Source organism: Streptomyces rishiriensis, assembly GCF_003112535.1.
Classification (GTDB): Bacteria; Actinomycetota; Actinomycetes; order Streptomycetales; family Streptomycetaceae; genus Streptomyces; species Streptomyces rishiriensis.
The window spans coordinates 294,066-311,663 of sequence record NZ_BEWA01000003.1 but is presented as its reverse complement, the minus strand read 5'-3'; the positions used below and the strand labels follow the sequence as shown (position 1 = coordinate 311,663).

Annotated in this window: 13 protein-coding genes; 8 read left to right on the top strand and 5 right to left on the bottom strand. The window is 72.4% G+C overall.

Translation table 11 applies throughout. The annotated features are described in order from the left end of the window. Positions 1-200: 200 nt before the first annotated feature. From tkt to pgl, 5 genes are read left to right on the top strand one after another with little or no spacing between them, the layout of a single operon-like run. Positions 201-2,288: a transketolase gene (gene tkt / locus Sri02f_RS06215; RefSeq protein WP_109000049.1), complete on the top strand. Its 2,088-nt coding sequence runs from the start codon at positions 201-203 to the stop codon at positions 2,286-2,288. 32 nt (positions 2,289-2,320) lie between these two features. Continuing rightward, positions 2,321-3,439, top strand: coding sequence for a transaldolase (tal, locus tag Sri02f_RS06210; RefSeq protein ID WP_109000048.1), 1,119 nt, complete (start codon positions 2,321-2,323; stop codon positions 3,437-3,439). Between the two features lie 4 nt (positions 3,440-3,443). Then, positions 3,444-4,991, top strand: a complete 1,548-nt coding sequence (zwf, locus tag Sri02f_RS06205; protein ID WP_109000047.1) for a glucose-6-phosphate dehydrogenase — start codon at positions 3,444-3,446, stop codon at positions 4,989-4,991. Further along, on the top strand, positions 4,988-6,118 hold the full coding sequence (gene opcA, locus Sri02f_RS06200) for a glucose-6-phosphate dehydrogenase assembly protein OpcA (RefSeq protein ID WP_109000046.1): 1,131 nt from the start codon (positions 4,988-4,990) through the stop codon (positions 6,116-6,118). The genes zwf and opcA overlap by 4 nt, the downstream gene beginning before the upstream one ends. After that, complete coding sequence (gene pgl / locus Sri02f_RS06195; RefSeq protein ID WP_109000045.1) at positions 6,115-6,897, top strand: 6-phosphogluconolactonase; 783 nt, start codon at positions 6,115-6,117, stop codon at positions 6,895-6,897. The genes opcA and pgl overlap by 4 nt, the downstream gene beginning before the upstream one ends. A gap of 81 nt (positions 6,898-6,978) precedes the next feature. Here pgl and Sri02f_RS06190 read toward each other — a convergent pair whose 3' ends face one another. The 5 genes from Sri02f_RS06190 to Sri02f_RS06170 form a co-directional block, all read right to left on the bottom strand. After that, complete coding sequence (locus Sri02f_RS06190) at positions 6,979-7,818, bottom strand: carbohydrate ABC transporter permease (RefSeq protein ID WP_109000044.1); 840 nt, start codon at positions 7,816-7,818, stop codon at positions 6,979-6,981. Then, positions 7,815-9,173, bottom strand: coding sequence for an ABC transporter permease subunit (locus Sri02f_RS06185; protein ID WP_109000043.1), 1,359 nt, complete (start codon positions 9,171-9,173; stop codon positions 7,815-7,817). Before Sri02f_RS06185 ends, Sri02f_RS06190 begins: the two co-directional genes overlap by 4 nt. Positions 9,174-9,178: 5 nt before the next feature. After that, a complete protein-coding gene (locus Sri02f_RS06180; RefSeq protein WP_109000042.1) occupies positions 9,179-10,507 on the bottom strand; it encodes an ABC transporter substrate-binding protein in 1,329 nt (442 codons plus the stop codon). 132 nt (positions 10,508-10,639) lie between these two features. Further along, the gene (locus Sri02f_RS06175) at positions 10,640-12,262 is read right to left on the bottom strand and encodes a glycoside hydrolase family 13 protein (protein ID WP_109000041.1); all 1,623 of its coding nucleotides are present in this window, start codon (positions 12,260-12,262) and stop codon (positions 10,640-10,642) included. 223 nt (positions 12,263-12,485) lie between these two features. Continuing rightward, positions 12,486-13,757 carry an ABC transporter substrate-binding protein gene (locus Sri02f_RS06170; RefSeq protein WP_109000040.1) on the bottom strand — a complete coding sequence of 424 codons (1,272 nt, stop codon included), beginning with the start codon at positions 13,755-13,757 and terminating at the stop codon, positions 12,486-12,488. A gap of 120 nt (positions 13,758-13,877) precedes the next feature. Here Sri02f_RS06170 and Sri02f_RS06165 point away from each other — a divergent pair, with 120 nt between their 5' ends. The 3 genes from Sri02f_RS06165 to Sri02f_RS06155 are packed head-to-tail and all read left to right on the top strand — an operon-like array spanning position 13,878 to position 17,475. After that, positions 13,878-14,393, top strand: coding sequence for a PadR family transcriptional regulator (locus Sri02f_RS06165; protein WP_109000039.1), 516 nt, complete (start codon positions 13,878-13,880; stop codon positions 14,391-14,393). After that, entirely contained in the window at positions 14,390-15,139 is a 750-nt protein-coding gene (locus tag Sri02f_RS06160; RefSeq protein ID WP_109000038.1) for an ABC transporter ATP-binding protein, read from the top strand. The genes Sri02f_RS06165 and Sri02f_RS06160 overlap by 4 nt, the downstream gene beginning before the upstream one ends. A 53-nt stretch (positions 15,140-15,192) precedes the next feature. Continuing rightward, positions 15,193-17,475: an FtsX-like permease family protein gene (locus Sri02f_RS06155; protein WP_109000037.1), complete on the top strand. Its 2,283-nt coding sequence runs from the start codon at positions 15,193-15,195 to the stop codon at positions 17,473-17,475. The last annotated feature ends 123 nt before the right edge of the window (positions 17,476-17,598 follow it).

Sequence of the window (17,598 nt, the reverse complement as noted above, 5' to 3'; positions counted from 1 at the left end):
GCACTCGTACGAGCAGCTCCGTATTCACTTGCCGAACAGGGAACACACCGGTCGGGAGGCGGATCGCGAAGCTACCCGGCAGTCTGGAATGACTCGAAAAAATGCAGGTTCGCACGGGGGTAGGCTCGACAACGGCCGGTGGGCGCCGCGTGCACCGGCATTCGACATGCGTGACATGTGGAGAGGAGCCCTGACCCAGGGTGAGCACCAAGCCGACCACCACAGACCTCGAGTGGACCGAACTGGACCAGCGGGCCGTGGACACCGCCCGCGTCCTGGCCGCCGACGCCGTACAGAAGGTCGGCAACGGCCATCCCGGTACGGCGATGAGCCTCGCGCCTGCCGCGTACACCCTCTTCCAGAAGGTGATGCGGCACGACCCGGCGGACGCCGACTGGGTGGGCCGCGACCGCTTCGTGCTGTCCGCGGGACACTCGTCCCTGACCCTCTACACCCAGCTGTACCTGGCCGGCTTCGGCCTGGAGCTGGACGACCTGAAGTCGTTCCGCACCTGGGGCTCGAAGACCCCGGGGCACCCGGAGTACGGCCACACCACGGGCGTCGAGACGACCACCGGCCCCCTGGGGCAGGGCGTCGCCAACGCCGTGGGCATGGCCATGGCCGCCCGCTACGAGCGCGGTCTGTTCGACCCCGAGGCCCCGCAGGGCGAGTCGCCCTTCGACCACTTCGTCTTCGCGATCGCCGGCGACGGCTGCCTGCAGGAGGGCATCTCCGCGGAGGCGTCCTCGATGGCCGGCCACCAGAAGCTCGGCAACCTGATCCTGCTGTGGGACGACAACCACATCTCGATCGAGGGCGACACCGAGACGGCCGTGTCCGAGGACACCGTCAAGCGGTACGAGGCCTACGGCTGGCACGTGCAGCGCGTGGCCCCGAAGCCGGACGGCGACCTGGACCCGCACGCCCTCTACGACGCGATCGAGGCCGCGAAGCAGGTGACGGACAAGCCGTCCTTCATCGCGATGCGCTCGATCATCGCCTGGCCCGCGCCGAACGCGCAGAACACCGAGGCCGCCCACGGCTCGGCCCTCGGCGACGACGAGGTCGCGGCCACCAAGCGCGTCCTGGGCTTCGACCCGGACAAGTCGTTCGACGTCGCGGGCGACGTCATCGCGCACACCCGGGGGGCCCTGGAGCGCGGCCAGGCGGCCCGCGCCGTGTGGGAGAAGTCCTTCCAGCAGTGGCGGGACAACAACCCCGACCGCGCCGCCGAGTACGACCGCATCGCCGCGGGCGAGCTGCCGGCCGGCTGGGAGGAGAAGCTCCCGGTCTTCGAGCCCGGCAAGGGCGTCGCCACCCGCGCCGCGTCCGGCAAGGTGCTCCAGGCGCTCGGCGCGGTGATCCCCGAGCTGTGGGGCGGCTCCGCCGACCTCGCCGGCTCCAACAACACGACGATCGACAAGACGTCGTCGTTCCTGCCCGAGGGCAACCCGCTGCCCGAGGCGAGCCCGTACGGCCGGACCGTGCACTTCGGCATCCGCGAGCACTCCATGGCCGCGGAGATGAACGGCATCGCCCTGCACGGCAACACCCGCATCTACGGCGGCACGTTCCTCGTGTTCTCCGACTACATGCGCAACGCCGTCCGGCTGTCGGCCCTGATGCACGTCCCGGTGACGTACGTCTGGACCCACGACTCCATCGGTCTCGGCGAGGACGGCCCGACCCACCAGCCGGTCGAGCACCTCGCGTCGCTGCGCGCCATCCCGGGCCTGAACGTGGTCCGCCCGGCCGACGCCAACGAGACCGCCATCGCCTGGCGCGAGATCCTCAAGCGCTGGACGAAGGTCTTCGGCAAGGGCGCCCCGCACGGCCTGGTCCTCACCCGCCAGGGCGTGCCCACCTACGAGCCGGACGAGAACGCCGCCAAGGGCGGGTACGTGCTGTTCGAGGCCTCCACGGGGACGCCGGAGGTGATCCTCGTCGCGACCGGCTCCGAGGTGCACGTCGCCGTCGAGGCGCGCGAGCGGCTGGAGGCCGACGGCGTGCCCACGCGCGTCGTGTCCATGCCGTCCGTGGAGTGGTTCGAGGAGCAGGACCAGGGGTACCGGGACAGCGTCCTGCCCCCGTCCGTCAGGGCCCGCGTCGCGGTCGAAGCGGGCATCGGTCTGACCTGGCACAAGTACGTCGGTGACGCCGGTCGCATCGTTTCCCTGGAGCACTTCGGTGCTTCCGCCGACGGCAAGGTCCTCTTCCAGGAGTACGGCTTCACCGCCGAGAACGTGGCCGCGAAGGCCCGGGAATCCCTCGCCGCCGTCCAGCGCTGACGCTCACATACGACCGTAGGAGATGTAATTCCATGACAGACGCACTCAAGCGCCTCTCCGAAGAAGGCGTCGCGATCTGGCTGGACGACCTGTCGCGCAAGCGGATCACGTCCGGCAACCTCGCCGAGCTGATCGACCAGCAGCACGTCGTGGGCGTCACCACCAACCCGTCGATCTTCCAGAAGGCGATCTCGCAGGGCGACGGCTACGACCAGCAGCTGTCGGACCTCGCCGCCCGCAAGGTGACGGTCGAAGAGGCCATCCGCATGATCACGACGGCGGACGTCCGCGACGCCGCCGACATCCTGCGCCCGGTCTTCGACGCCACCGGCGGCCAGGACGGCCGGGTGTCCATCGAGGTCGACCCGCGCCTGGCCCACCACACCAAGCCGACGGTCGCCGAGGCCAAGCAGCTCGCCTGGCTGGTCGACCGCCCCAACACGCTGATCAAGATCCCGGCCACGATGGGCGGTCTGCCGGCCATCACCGAGGTCATCGGCCTGGGCATCAGCGTCAACGTCACGCTGATCTTCTCGCTGGAGCGCTACCGCCAGGTCATGGACGCCTACCTGTCCGGCCTGGAGCAGGCCAAGGAGCGCGGCCTGGACCTGTCGAAGATCCACTCCGTGGCGTCCTTCTTCGTGTCCCGCGTGGACACCGAGATCGACAAGCGCCTCGACGCGCTCGGCACCGACGAGGCCAAGGCCGCCCGCGGCAAGGCCGGTCTCGCCAACGCCCGCCTCGCCTACCAGGCGTACGAGGAGGTCTTCGCCGGCGAGCGCTGGGCCGCGCTGGAGAAGGCGGGCGCCAACAAGCAGCGTCCGCTGTGGGCCTCCACCGGTGTGAAGGACCCCGCCTACAAGGACACCCTGTACGTGGACGAGCTGGTGGCGCCGAACACGGTGAACACCATGCCGGAGGCGACCCTGTTCGCCGCCGAGGACCACGGGCAGATCACCGGCAACACCATCGCCGGCACCTACGAGCAGGCCCGCGCCGAGATCGACGCCGTCGAGAAGCTCGGGATCTCCTACGACGAGGTGGTCCAGCTCCTCGAGGACGAGGGCGTCGACAAGTTCGAGGCGTCCTGGAACGACCTGCTCAAGTCGACCGAGGCGGAGCTGGAGCGCCTCGCCCCCTCGGAGGGCTGAGAACTTGTCGCCCCATTCCGGCCTTTCCGGTTCCGGAGCCAACCCGCTCCGTGACCCCGCCGACCGACGGCTCCCGCGCATCGCGGGGCCGTCGGGCCTGGTCATCTTCGGCGTCACGGGCGATCTGTCCCGGAAGAAGCTCATGCCCGCCGTGTACGACCTCGCCAACCGGGGTCTGCTGCCGCCGGGCTTCTCGCTGGTCGGTTTCGCCCGCCGCGAGTGGGAGCACGAGGACTTCGCACAGGAGGTCCACGACGCGGTCAGGGAGCACGCCCGCACCCCCTTCCGCGAGGAGGTCTGGCAGCAGCTCGTCCAGGGCATGCGCTTCGTCCAGGGCACCTTCGACGACGACGACGCCTTCGAGCGGCTGCGCGCCACCATCGAGGAGCTCGACAAGGCACAGGGCACGGGCGGCAACTTCGCCTTCTACCTGTCCGTGCCGCCGCGCTCCTTCCCGGTGGTCATCCAGCAGCTGAAGAAGCACGGCCTGGCCGACCAGAAAAACGGCTCCTGGCGACGGGCGGTCATCGAGAAGCCCTTCGGCCACGACCTCGCCTCGGCCGAGGAGCTCAACAAGGTCGTGCACGAGGTCTTCGGCTCGGACCAGGTCTTCCGCATCGACCACTACCTCGGCAAGGAGACCGTCCAGAACATCCTGGCGCTCCGCTTCGCCAACACCATGTTCGAGCCGATCTGGAACCGGTCCTTCGTGGACCACGTGCAGATCACCATGGCCGAGGACATCGGCATCGGCGGCCGGGCCGGCTACTACGACGGCATCGGCGCCGCCCGTGACGTCATCCAGAACCACCTGCTCCAGCTCATGGCCCTCACGGCCATGGAGGAGCCGGCCTCCTTCGACGCGGACGCGCTGGCCGCCGAGAAGACCAAGGTGCTCGGCGCCGTCCGGCTGCCGAAGGACCTGGGCCGCGACACCGTGCGCGGTCAGTACGCCGCGGGCTGGCAGGGCGGCGAGAAGGCCGTCGGCTATCTCGAAGAGGACGGCATCGACCCCAAGTCGAAGACCGACACCTACGCGGCGATCAAGCTGGGCGTGGACAACCGCCGCTGGGCGGGCGTCCCCTTCTACCTGCGCACCGGCAAGCGGCTCGGCCGCCGGGTCACCGAGATCGCGGTGGTCTTCCAGCGGGCGCCGCACTCCCCCTTCGACTCCACCGCCACCGAGGAGCTCGGCGCCAACGCGATCGTCATCCGCGTCCAGCCGGACGAGGGCATCACGGTCCGCTTCGGCTCCAAGGTCCCCGGCACGTCGATGGAGATCCGGGACGTGTCGATGGACTTCGCCTACGGCGAGTCCTTCACGGAGTCCTCGCCCGAGGCGTACGAGCGGCTCATCCTCGACGTGCTGCTCGGGGACTCGAACCTCTTCCCCCGCACGGAAGAGGTGGAGCTGTCCTGGAAGATCCTCGACCCGATCGAGCAGTACTGGGACAAGAACGGCAAGCCCGCGCAGTACCCGTCCGGCACATGGGGGCCGGTCGAGGCCGACCAGATGCTCGAGCGAGACGGACGGAGCTGGCGCCGGCCATGAAGACAGACCTCACGGACACCACTGCCAGCAAGATCAACAAGGCACTGGTGCAGGGCCGCCGCGCGATAGGCACCCCCGCCGTCGGCATGGTGCTCACCCTCGTCGTCGTCACGGACGAGGAGAACGCCTACGACGCCCTGAAGGCCGCCAACGACGCGTCGCACGAGCACCCCTCGCGCACGCTGGTGGTCATCAAGCGCGTCTCGCGCTCTTCCCGGGGCCGCACCCAGTCCCGCCTCGACGCCGAGGTGCGGCTGGGCGCGGACGCCGGCAGCGGCGAGACGGTCATCCTCCGGCTGTACGGCGAGGTCTCCGACCACGCCCAGTCGGTCGTCCTGCCACTGCTGCTGCCGGACGCGCCGGTGGTGGTCTGGTGGTCGGTGGACGCCCCCCGCGACCCGGCGGGCGATCCGCTGGGCGCCCTGGGCCAGCGCCGGGTCACCGACAGCTACGCGGCCGAGAAGCCCATCGGTGAACTGCGGGCCCGGGCCGACAGCTACGAGCCGGGCGACACCGACCTGGCGTGGGCCCGGATCACCCCGTGGCGCTCGATGCTGGCCGCCGCCCTCGACCAGGTCAGCTGCGAGATCGTGTCCGCCGAAGTGGCGGGCGAGGAGGCCAACCCGAGCGTCGAGCTGCTCGCCATGTGGCTCGCCGACCGGCTCCACGTCCACGTCCGTCGCGCGGTCTCGGCCGGCCCGGGTCTGACCCAGGTCCGGATGGAGACCACCGGCGGCCCGATCACGCTGCACCGGTCGGACGGGGCGATGGCCACCCTGGCCCTGCCGGGCCAGCCGGACCGCGCGGTGGCGCTCAAGCGGCGTGAGACGTCCGAGCTGCTCGCGGAGGAGCTGCGCAGGCTCGACCCCGACGACACGTACGCGTCCGCGCTGCGGTTCGGCGTGGACCGGCTCGGCGGCCAGTCGGCCGCGGAGCGCGAGGCGGAGCGGGCCGCGGCGGCCGCTCAACCCACGCCGGCCCTCCCGGTGCGCACGGCGACGGAGCCTGCGGCCGCCGACCGCGAGGCCGAACCGGCCCGTCCGGCCGCCGTCCCGGCGAGCCAGGGCGACGCGGACCGGCCCTCTCCGGCGCAGATGCCCCCGGTCAGGAAAGCGGATCCGCAGTGAGCACCCCTCAGCTGGTCGTGCACCACGACAAGGAGCTGATGGCGCAGGCCGCCGCGGCCCGTCTGATCACGAAGATCGTGGACGCCCAGGCCTCCCGGGGCCTGGCGTCCGTGGTCCTCACGGGCGGCCGCAACGGCAACGGACTGCTCGCCGCGCTGGCGGCCGCGCCGGCCCGGGACGCCGTCGACTGGAGCCGTCTCGACCTGTGGTGGGGCGACGAGCGGTTCCTGCCCGAGGGCGACCCGGAGCGCAACGTCACGCAGGCCCGCGAGGCCCTGCTGGACTCCGTCCCCGTGGACCCCGAGCGTGTGCACGCCATGCCCGCGTCCGACGGTCCGCACGGCACGGACGTGGAGGCGGCCGCGGTCGCCTACGCCGAGGAGCTGGCCCGCGCGGCCGGTCCCGGCAACCATGGCGCCGTGCCCCCGTTCGACGTCCTGATGCTGGGCGTCGGCCCGGACACCCATGTGGCCTCGCTCTTCCCGGAGCTGCCGGCCGTGCGGGAGACCGAGCGCACGGTGGTGGGCGTGCGCGGCGCGCCCAAGCCCCCGCCGACCCGGGTCACCCTCACCCTCCCGGCGATCCGGGCGGCCCGCGAGGTGTGGCTGCTCGCGGCCGGCGAGGACAAGGCGCAGGCCGCGGCGATCGCGCTGTCCGGCGCGGGCGAGATCCAGGCCCCGGCGGCGGGCGCCCGGGGCCGGTCCCGCACGCTGTGGCTGCTGGACTCGGCGGCGGCCTCCCGGCTGCCGAGGTCGCTGTACCCTCCGGCCTCGCCGTGAGCGAGGGGCGGCGGGGGTGTCCCACCCCCGCCGCCCACGCCGGCGCCCGTGTTCCGGGGTGGAACTCCCGGTCGGGCGGGGCTACTTGACCGAACCCGCCATCACCCCCTGCACGAAGTGCCGTTGGAAGGCGAAGAACACGGCCACCGGGACGATCAGGGACAGGAACGCGCCGGGGGCCAGTACGTCGATGTTGCTGCCGAACTGCCGTACCTGGGACTGCAGGGCGACGGTCAGGGGCTGTGCGGAGCTGTCGGCGAAGAGCAGGGCCACGAGCATGTCGTTCCACACCCACAGGAACTGGAAGATGGCGAGGCTCGCGAGAGCGGGCCGGCCCACCGGCAGCACCAGCCGGGTGAAGATCCGCCATTCGCTGCCGCCGTCCATCCGGGCCGCCTCCAGCATCTCCTTCGGCATCTCGGCGAAGTAGTCGCGCAGCAGGAACACCGCGAACGGCAGCCCGTAGGCCACGTGGAACAGCACCACGCCGGGAATCGTGCCGAACAGGCCCAGCTGCCCGAAGAGTCTGGCCACCGGCAGCAGCCCGATCTGCACGGGCACCACCAGCAGCGCCACCACGCCGAGGAAGACGGCGTCCCGGCCCGGGAAGTCCAGCCACGCGAACGCGTATCCGGCCAGGGCAGCGAGCACCACGACCAGGACGGTCGTCGGCACCGAGATCAGCACCGTGTTCCAGAAGGCCTGGGTCATCCCCGAGTTCGCCAGCAGCGCCGAGTAGTTGTCGAAGGACAGCTGCCCGGGGGCGGCGAACACCGTCCACCAGCCGCCCTTCGCGGTGTCCTGGGCGGACCGCAGCGAGGACAGGAACAGCCCCGCCAGCGGCGTCACCCAGATCAGGCCCACCAGCACGAGGAGGACCTGCACGACACCGTTGCCCAGACCGCGCCGTACCGCGTTCATCGCTGACTCCTTCGGAAACGACGGACGTTGAAGACCATGGCCGGGACCACCAGGAGCAGCAGCAGGACGCCGAGGGCGCTGCCCAGTCCCTGGTTGTTGCCGCCGCCGAACGACACCAGCCACATCTGCGTGGCGAGGACGGTCGCGTCCTCCTGCACCGGGCCCGGGGCGATGATGTAGACGAGGTCGAACACCTTCAGCACGTTGATCACCAGCGTCACGAAGACGACGGTCAGGACGGGCGCCAGCAGGGGGACGGTGATCCGCCGGAAGATCTGCCACTCGTTCGCCCCGTCCATGCGCGCCGCTTCGAGCGCGTCGCGGGGCAGTGCCGCGAGCCCCGCGCCGATGAGCACCATCGCGAAGCCGGTCCAGATCCACAGGTACGCCCCGATGATCGCCGGGGTGACGAGCGCGGGACCGAGCCAGGAGACGCCGTCGTAAGGCTGGGCGAAGTTCGACGCGGGCAGCGTCAGCGTGTAAGAGCCCGCGGTCAGCCCGGAGAAGGAGAAGGAGCCGTCCGCGGCCGTCGTGGTGCTCGCCACCGTCCGGCCGTCGCGCACCGCCTCGACCTTCGTCCGCGGCAGCCCGCTCTCGCGTGGGTCGACCCTGCCCTGCTCTCCTCCCCCGCCGGGGGTGAAGTCCAGGTAGACGACGCCGCGCAGCTCGCCGGGCACGGCCCTGCGGGCGGCGGCCGGGTGGGCGGCCCGGGCGTCCGCGGGCAGGTCCTTCGGCGGGACGCCGACCAGGGGGAGGGCCACCGAGTCTCCCGGCGCCGCGCTCGCGCGCGTCCGGTAGGAGCCGTCCGCGTCCCTGGTCAGCGTCCCGCCCTCGCGGGCCCGGCCCTCGGGGTAGGGCGACGTGCCCTGGAAGGCGTCGTGGACCGAGACGACGGCGGCGTTCAGAACGCCCTTGTCCGGATCCTCGTCGTACGCCAGCCGGAAGATGATGCCCGCGGCGAGGAAGGACACCGCCATCGGCATGAACAGCAGCAGTTTGAAGGCCGTCGCCCAGCGGACCTTCTCCACCAGGACGGCGAGGACCAGGCCGAGACCGGTGAGCAGGGCCGGCGCCACGACGACCCAGACGGCCGTGTTGCGCACGGCCTTGAGGGTGGCCGGGTCGCGGAACATCTCGGTGTAGTTCTCGCCGCCCACGAAGCGGGTGCCGGACGCGTCGAAGAAGCTGCGGCCGATGGAGAACAGCACGGGGTAGACGACGAGCGCGCCGAGCAGGAGCAGCGCCGGGAAGGCGAACAGCAGGGCGATGATCCGGCCGCGCCGGCGGGGGCGCCGGTCGCGGGCGGCGGCGCGGGCGGGAGAGGGGCCCGCCTCTTTCACCAGGGTCGCGGTCATGGCCGTCAGCCCTTGTAGGCCTTGGCGGCCGCGGCCTCGAGCCGTGCCGCGGTGCCCTTCGGGTCCGAGGGGTCGCGCAGGAAGTCCTGCAGCAGCTTCCACTCGCCCGCGCCCTTGGTGCCGCCGAAGGCCGCCGGCGCCTGGTCGGACATGTCGAAGCGGACCGAGTCCCCGGCGCCCACGAGGGACCTGGCGGTCGCCCGGGTGACGTCGTCGCCGTACGAGGCGAGGTCGAGCGCCTTGTTCGGGGACAGGAAGCCGCCGGCCTTCGCCCACACGGCCGCGGCCTCGGGCGTCGCCAGGTACTCCAGGAGCGCCATGCCGGCCTTGGTGTTCTTGCCGTCCTTGAGGACGACGGCCGCGTCGCCGCCGCTGACCACCGGGGCCTTGCCGCCGTCGACCGCGGGGAAGGGGAAGAAGTTCGCGTCCTGGCCGATGGCCCTGCCGAACTGGTCCTTGGCGACCCCGGCGACGAAGTCGCCCTCGTAGACCATGCCCGCCTCCGGCTTCGGTCCGAACACCTTCTCCACCGAGCCCGGGAAGTCGGTGCTGAGCGCCCCGTTCCGGCCGCCCGCTATGAGCTGCTTGTCCTTGAAGAGCTGGCCGAGCGTGCCGAGCGCCCGGACCACCGACGCGTCGGTCCACGGCAGCTTGTGGGCGGCGAGGGCGTCGTACTTCTCGGGTCCGGCCTGGGAGAGGTAGACGTTCTCGAACCAGTCGGTGAGCGTCCAGCCGTCCTGGCCGGCCACGGAGAAGGCGGCGAGACCGGAGTCGGAGACGGTGTGCCCGGCCTTCAGCAGGGCGTCGTAGGTGGCCGGCGGCTTGACGCCGGCCTGGGCGAGGGCGTCCGGGCTGTACCAGACGGTCGACTTGTGGGCGGCCTTGAAGTAGAGGCCGTAGAGGCTGCCGTCGACGCTGCCGTAGTTCTTCCACACGCTCGCGTAGTCGCCGTCGACGGCCTTGCGGACGGTCGGGGACAGCGGCTTGAGCCAGCCGCTCTTCGCGAACTGCTGCAACACGCCGACCTGGGGGACCATCACCACGTCGGGGGCGTTGCCGCCCTCGATCTTGCTGCCGACGACGGTGGAGACGTTGTCGCCGGTGGACACGAACTGCGTCTTGGCGCCGGTCTTCTCGCTGAACGCGTCCAGCACCTTCTGGAAGTTCTTCTGCTCGCTGCCGGACCAGACGCCGGCCACGGTGACGGTCTGGCCGCCGAGCGCGTGGTCGCCGCCGCCGGCCGCGACCGGGTCGCCGCCGCCGCAGGCGGCGGCGCCGAGCGCGAGGACCAGGGCGGTGCAGCCGGTGAGCAGGGTGGTGGGTCGTCGCATCATCGTCGATGTCCCTTCAAGGGGGCGGAGAACAGCGGGCGTTCAGGTCGGTCGGGGGTATCGGGTGGACGGGGGTCGGTCAGTCGGCCCGGGGCGGTCGGGTGGCCCGGGGGCGGTCGGGTGGCCCGGGGGCGGTCAGAGGTCGGTGAGCCACCAGGCCGCGGTCGAACCGGGGAGCACCCCGGCCGGGCAGGGGCCGCTGGACAGCAGGGGCGTGCCGGGGACCGGGGCGGGCGTGGGTGCCGTGCCGAAGTTGACGGCGCAGACGAGGCCGTCGCCGCGGGTGAAGCCGAGGACGCCCGGGGCGGTGTCCAGCCAGTGCAGCGAGCCCTCGCCCAACTGGTCGAGCGAGGCGCGCAGTTGCAGGCCGTCGCGGTACAGGTGCCAGAAGGAGCGGGTGTCGGCGAGGGCGCGGTCGGTGGCGTACTCGGCGAAGTACTCGGGCTGCGGCAGCCACGGTCTGGCGCCGTCGGCGCCGGAGGTGAAGCCGAACGGCGACGCCTGCCCCGACCAGGGCAGCGGCACCCGGCAGCCGTCGCGGATGCGGGCCCGGCTGCCGGTGCGGCGGAAGATCGGGTCGGTGAGGACGTCGTCGGGCAGGTCGACGACCTCGGGCAGGCCCAGCTCCTCGCCCTGGTAGATGTACGCGGCTCCGGGCAGCGCCAGCATCAGCAGCGCGGCGGCCCGGGCGCGGGCGGGACCGAGGCCGCTGCCCCCGGTGGCGGGTTCGCCGTATCGGGTGACGGTGCGGACCTGGTCGTGGTTGTTGAGGACCCAGGTGACCGTGGAGCCGGTCCCGGCGATGTCCTGCATGGCCTCGGAGACGACCTTGCGGAACGCGTCGGCGTCCCAGGGCGCGCTGAGCAGGTCGAAGAAGAAGGCCTGGTGGAGTTCGTCCGGCCGCACGTACCGGGCGTGTTCGCGGGCGGTGGGCACGGAGACCTCCCCGACCAGCAGCCGTTCGCGGCCGTCGCGCGCGGCGCGGGCGTCGCACAGCGAGCGCCAGCGCCGCCACACCTCGTGCACCTCGGGCTGGTTCCAGGCGAGCGGGTTGACCGAGTCGCGGGTGCGGGCGTCGGCCTCCGGGTCCGGGGAGTCGGGCAGGTCGGGGTGTTTGAAGAGGCCGGCCGCCACGTCGATGCGGAAGCCGTCCACGCCCCGGTCGAGCCAGAAGCCCAGGGTGCGGTCGAACTCCGCGGCCACCTCGGGGTTGCGCCAGTTCCAGTCCGGCTGCTCGGGCGTGAACATGTGCAGGTACCACTGGCCGGGCCGGCCGTCGGCCTCGGTCACCCGGCTCCACGCCGGGCCGCCGAACATGGCGTGCCAGTTGTTGGGCGGCTCGTCACCGTGCGGGCCGCGGCCGTCGGCGAAGTGGAAGCGGGCGCGGGCCGCGTCGCCGGGGGCCGCGGCGAGCGCCTCGCGGAACCAGGGGTGCTCGCTGGAGCAGTGGTTGGGGACGATGTCCAGGAGCACCCGGACGCCGAGCCGGCGGGCGGCCGCCATCAGCAGGTCGAACTCGGCGAGGTCGCCGAAGACGGGGTCGACGTCGCGGTAGTCGGCCACGTCGTAGCCGTGGTCGGCTTGCGGCGAGGGGTAGAAGGGGCTCAGCCAGATCCCGTCGACGCCGAGCTTCTTGAGGTACGGCAGTCCTGCCCTGACCCCGGCGAGATCGCCGATCCCGTCGCCGGTGCTGTCCAGGAAGCTGCGGACGTAGACCTGGTAGATCACGGCGTCGCGCCACCAAGGGAGCCTGTTCAACCCATTGACCCGTCTCTGTGAAAGCCCTGCGGTTATGCATGCATGTTAGGTAGAGGTGTCGCGAGGGTGTCAATGAGAAGACGCAAGCTACTGGGAAGTTGGGGAGACATGTACGGACTTGTCTGGGCATCGCGAGGCACAGTGAAGCCTGGGCATTACCTAACATGTAACTAGAGGGGGCGATGCCGCACCCAGCCCCCCGGCCCGGCTCCGCCGTGCCGCGCTAGCGGTCCGAGACGGCCGCGAGCTCCCGCGCGAGCCGCCGCACCGCGTCCTCGGGCGTCTCGTGCCCGGTCATCGCATCGCGCACGACCGCCTGCACGACCAGGCTGACCTGGTCGTACCGCGGGCTCTTGGGGCGCGGCGCGGCCCGAAGCACGCTCTCGCGCAGGGTCGGCAGATACGGGAACTTGCGCACCAGCGCGGGGTCGTCGTAGAGCGCGGCGCGCACGGGCGGCAGCGCGCCGCGCACCAGGACCTGGCGCTGGACGGGCTCGCTGGTCAGGTAGGCGATCAGCCGCGCGGCCGAGTCGGGGTGGCGCGCATGGGTGCTGACGGCCAGGTCGGAGCCCCCGAGGACGCTCCGGCCCGGCCCGTCCGGACCGGGCAGCGGCACCGCGCCGATCTTCCCGGCGACCGGGGAGCCCGGAGCCGACGCGACGGCGTAGGCGTAGGGCCAGTTGCGCAGGAAGAGCAGGCGTCCGTCCCGGAAGGCCTGCTTGGACTCCTCCTCCTTGTACGTGAGCGCCTGCCGCGGTATCCAGCCCTCGCGCACACCACGGGCGAGGAAGCCGATGCCCTCGCGGGCGGCCGCCGAGTTCACGGTGACCCGGGCGCCCTCGTCGCCGAGGATCGAGCCGCCCGCCGAGTAGACGGCCTCGGCCGCGTTGACGGTCAGGCCCTCGTAGGGCAGGAACTGGCCCGCGTAGCCGTCGAGCCCGTGTCTTTGGGCGATGGTCTTCGCGTCGCGTTCCAGCTCGGCCCAGGTGCGCGGCGGCGGGACCCCCTCCGCGGCGAGGACGTCCTTGCGGTAGAGGAGCAGGCCGGCGTTGGTCACGTACGGGACGGCGTAGAGCCGTCCGTCGTAGGTCGCGGTGTCGACGACCGGCCGCAGGAACGCCTTCAACGGGAAGCGGTCGCGCGGGAGCGGACGGATCCAGCCCGCGGCGGCGAACTCCGAGGTCCAGCTGACGTCGATGTTGAGGACGTCGAACCGGCTGCGGTCGCCGCCGCGCAGGTCCGTGGCCATCTGCGCGTGGGTCTCGTCCGCGGAGTCCGGCAGCTCCACGAGGGTGACCTTCTCGCCGGGATGGGTGCGGTTCCATCCCTGGAGCAGGGGGCCGAGGTAGCCGGTGAGGTCTCCGGCGGTGGCCAGGGTGAGCGGGCCGCGGTCGCCCGACGTGCCGTCGTCGGCGTGCGCGCCGGAGGCGGCGTGACCGGTCAGGACCACTGCCAGCACGAGGAGGCCCCTACCGGCGGCGTGCATCCACCGCATAGGTTCCTCCCTGTACACCGGCGCCGGGCGCCCTCGCCCTCCTCAGGGGCCATGTATACCTGTTAGGTATGGGCGATACTAGGGTCTGGAGCACATTCGCAGACTAGGAGGACAGCACGAGTGCGCCTGCCCCTCCTGGCTCTCCTCGCGCGCGGCCCGGCCCATGGTTACGAGCTCAAACAGGACCTTGAGCAACTGCTGGGGTCCGCGTACCCTCAGCCGAACGTCGGCCAGATCTATGTGACCCTCGGCCGCCTCGAGAAGACGGGGCTGATCGAGGGCGAAGAGGTCGAACAGTCGAGCCGGCCCAACAAGAAGATCTACCACCTCACCGACGCCGGGCGGGACGAGCTGCGCGCCTGGTACGAGGAGACGGCGGACGAACCGCGGGTGCGCGACGAGTTCTTCATGAAGCTGGCCCTCGCTCCGCAGACCGGTCTCGCCGACCAGATCGCCCTCATCAACAGGCAACGGCGCCAGTACCTCACGACCATGCGCAACCTCTCGAAACTGGCCGCTGCCGAGAACCGCGACAACCGCGTCGCGCACCTCCTGATCGAGGGCGCGATGCTGCACCTGCAGGCCGACCTCGACTGGCTGGAACGGTGCCAGGAAGAGCTGGAGGAGCCGCAGTGAGCGACAGTCCCGCTCCGGTGCTGCGCGCCGAACGACTGGTCAGGACGCACCACGGCGAAGGCGCCCCGGCGCATGCCGTGCGCGGGGTCGACCTGCGCGTGCGGCGGGGCGAGTTCGTGGCGATCACCGGTCCGTCCGGCGCCGGGAAGTCCACGCTGCTGCACCTGCTGGGCGGTCTGCAACGGCCGGACAGCGGCAGCCTCTGGCTGGACGGCGAGTGCACCGACGCCTACAGCGAGGCGCGCTGGGCGGTCGAACGCAGGAAGCGCATCGGCATCGTCTTCCAGTTCTTCAATCTGGTGTCCAACCTGTCGGTCGCCGACAACGTGGAGCTTCCCGCCCTGCTCGCCGGGGTCTCCCCCCGGCACGCGCGTGCCGAGCGGGAGGAGCTGCTGGCCGAGCTCGGGCTGACGGGCAAGGAGCGGAGCATGCCCGGCGAGCTGTCCGGCGGTGAGCAGCAGCGGGTCGCGCTGGCCCGGGCCCTGGTCAACCATCCGCCTCTGCTGCTGGCCGACGAGCCCGCGGGCAGTCTGGACAGCAAGGGCACCCGTGAGGTGATGCGGCTGCTGACCCGCTTCCATCTGCGCGGCCAGACGATCGTCCTGGTCACGCACGACGCCCGGCTGGCCAGCGCCGCCGACCGGGTGATCAGCTTCTTCGACGGACGGATCGCCGACGACGCGGTACTGGACGGCGTGCCCCCGCGCGGGACAGGGACGTCCGGCGTGCTGGAGCTCAGGGACTGACATGCGGGTGGACGACCGCGGCGCGGCGAGACGCGAGAGAAGGGGCTGAGCCGGTGCGAGCCGTTCTGCGCTGGGCGCACTCCGATCTGCGCACCCACCGCGGCGAGGCGCTGTTCCTCGTCCTCGCCACCGCCGGCATCGTCGTGTCGCTGCTGCTGGCCACGGCGCTGTTCGGCTACGCCACCAACCCCTGGCAGCGGGTGTTCGCGCAGACGCACGGCGCGCACGTGTCCCTGCACACGGGCCCGTCCGCTCAGGTGCGGAAGGTGGCCGGGCTGGACGGCGTCGAGTCGGTGGCCGGTCCCTACCCCACCGCCTCCGCCACCGTCGTCTCGCGTGGCGCGCGTGCCTCCGTCGAACTGCGCGGCACGCCCGCGCGGCCCACCGTGGGCCGGCCGCTCCTGACGTCGGGCGTCTGGCTGGACCCCGCCAGCCCCGACGGCGTGGTCCTGGAGAGCCGGCTCGCCCGCGCACTGCTGGCCGAACCCGGCGACACCCTCCGCCTGCCCGGCACCGCGCGCAGGCTGACCGTCCTCGGCGTCGCCGACAGCGCCGAGCCGCGTTACCGGCCGGGCGAGCAGCCCGGGCTGGTCTGGGCCCTGCCGTCCGCCGTGCCCGACCCGCAAGGCGAAGTGATCGGACTGCGCCTGTCGGATCCCGGCGACACGGACTACGTCGTCCAGCGCGCCGTCACCGTGCTCGGCTCGGGCGTCGTCAGCGAGGTCTCGACCTGGCAGCAGGCGCGGGCCGAGGCGCAGGGCGACAACCGCCTCCTCGGGCAGGTGCTGGCCCTGTTCGGGCTCGGCGCGCTGGTCGCCGCCGGACTCGCCGTGCACGGGGCGATCGCCACCCGCATCCGCGGCCACCTGCGGGACATCTCCGTCCTCAAGGCGATCGGGTTCACGCCGGGCCAGGTGGTCCGCGTCTTCCTGTTGCAGCACATCGCGTACGCGCTGCTGGGGGCCGTGGCCGCGGCGGCGCTCACCCAGGCGCTGGGCAGCCGGATCCCGGGGCGCTTCGGCGACGCGATCGGCGTGTGGCAAGGGCTGCCCGCCGCCGCCGTGGCGCTGATCGCGGTGCCGGCGGGGGCGGTCCTGTTCATCGGCGCGACGACCGGCCTCGCCGCGTGGCGCGCCGGGCGGGTGCCGCCGGTACCGGTGCCGCGGCCCGTCGGCGCGGCGGGCGGGGCCCTCTCGGGCGTGGCGCGCCGGGCGCTCGGGCTGCGGCTGCCGCCCGCGCTGGTGCTCGGCTGGCACAAGGCGTTCTCGCGGCGCCCGCGCTCCCTGGCGACGGTGGCCCGGCTGACGCTGCCGCTGCTGCTGATCGTGGTCGCGATGAGCGCCTGGACCACCATCGACCGCTTCCACAGCAGCCCCGGTCAGGTGGGCCTCCCGGCCGCGCTCAGCGTCCGCGCCGACTCCGGCCTGAGCGGCCGGGAGACCCTCGCCGTGCTGGAGCGCGATCCGCAGGTGGCCGCCGCCTACCCCGGCGCCCAGGTGGCGGCCCTGGTCCCGGGCCAGACCGCGACCATCGCGCTGCGCGGTCTGGGCACCGGCCGGGAACCGTATCCGTTCGCCCTGGCGGAGGGCGACCGCCCACACGGCCGCGACGAGGCGGTGGCCGGACAGGGCCTGCTCGACCTGCTCGACGCGCGGGTGGGCGACTGGGTGCGGGTGACCGTCGGCGAGCAGCCGCAGATCCTGCACATCGTGGGCCGCAGCATCGAACCGGAGAACGCCGGGCGGGTCATCTCCACCTCACTGGACACCCTGCGGGAGAACGACCCCGTCCTCGGCCCGACCCTGTACCAGCTCCGGCTGCGCCCGGGCGCGGACCCGCAGGACGTCGCCGGTCGGCTGACCGCCGCCGGGAAGGGCCATCTGGACGTGCACACCGTGCCCAACCCGGCCGACGGGCTCTCGCCGCTGCGCGCGGTGATCACGGGTCTGATCGCCGTCCTCGCCCTGATCGGGCTGATCGAACTGCTCACCGTGATCGGCGGCACGGTGCGCGAGGGCGAGCGGGACCTGCTCGCCCTCAAGGCCATCGGCCTGTCCCCCCGGCAGATCACCGCGGTCACCGTCACGGCCACCGGCTGCACCGTGCTGGCCGCGGTCCTGGCCGCCACCGCCGTGGGCCCGCCTTTCGCACAGTGGCTGATCGACGCCCAGGGCAGGTCGAGCGGCATCGGCGCCGGGATCGCCCGGGGACCGTCCTCGGCCCTGCTGGCGCTGTTCGCCGCCGCGGCGGTGCTGGGCGGCTGCGCCCTCGCAACCCTGCCGGCGTCCCGCGCGGCCCGGCGCAGGCTCGCGGACACCCTGAGCGCGGTGGCCTGACCTCGCGGGCCCGCCCGGTCAGCCGCCGCCCGGTCGGCCGCCGTGCGGGCGGCCGCCCCGGCAGGGCATGCGCTCCGGACGGGCAGGCCCTCCGGACGGGCCGCCAGGCGGATGCTGTGGCAC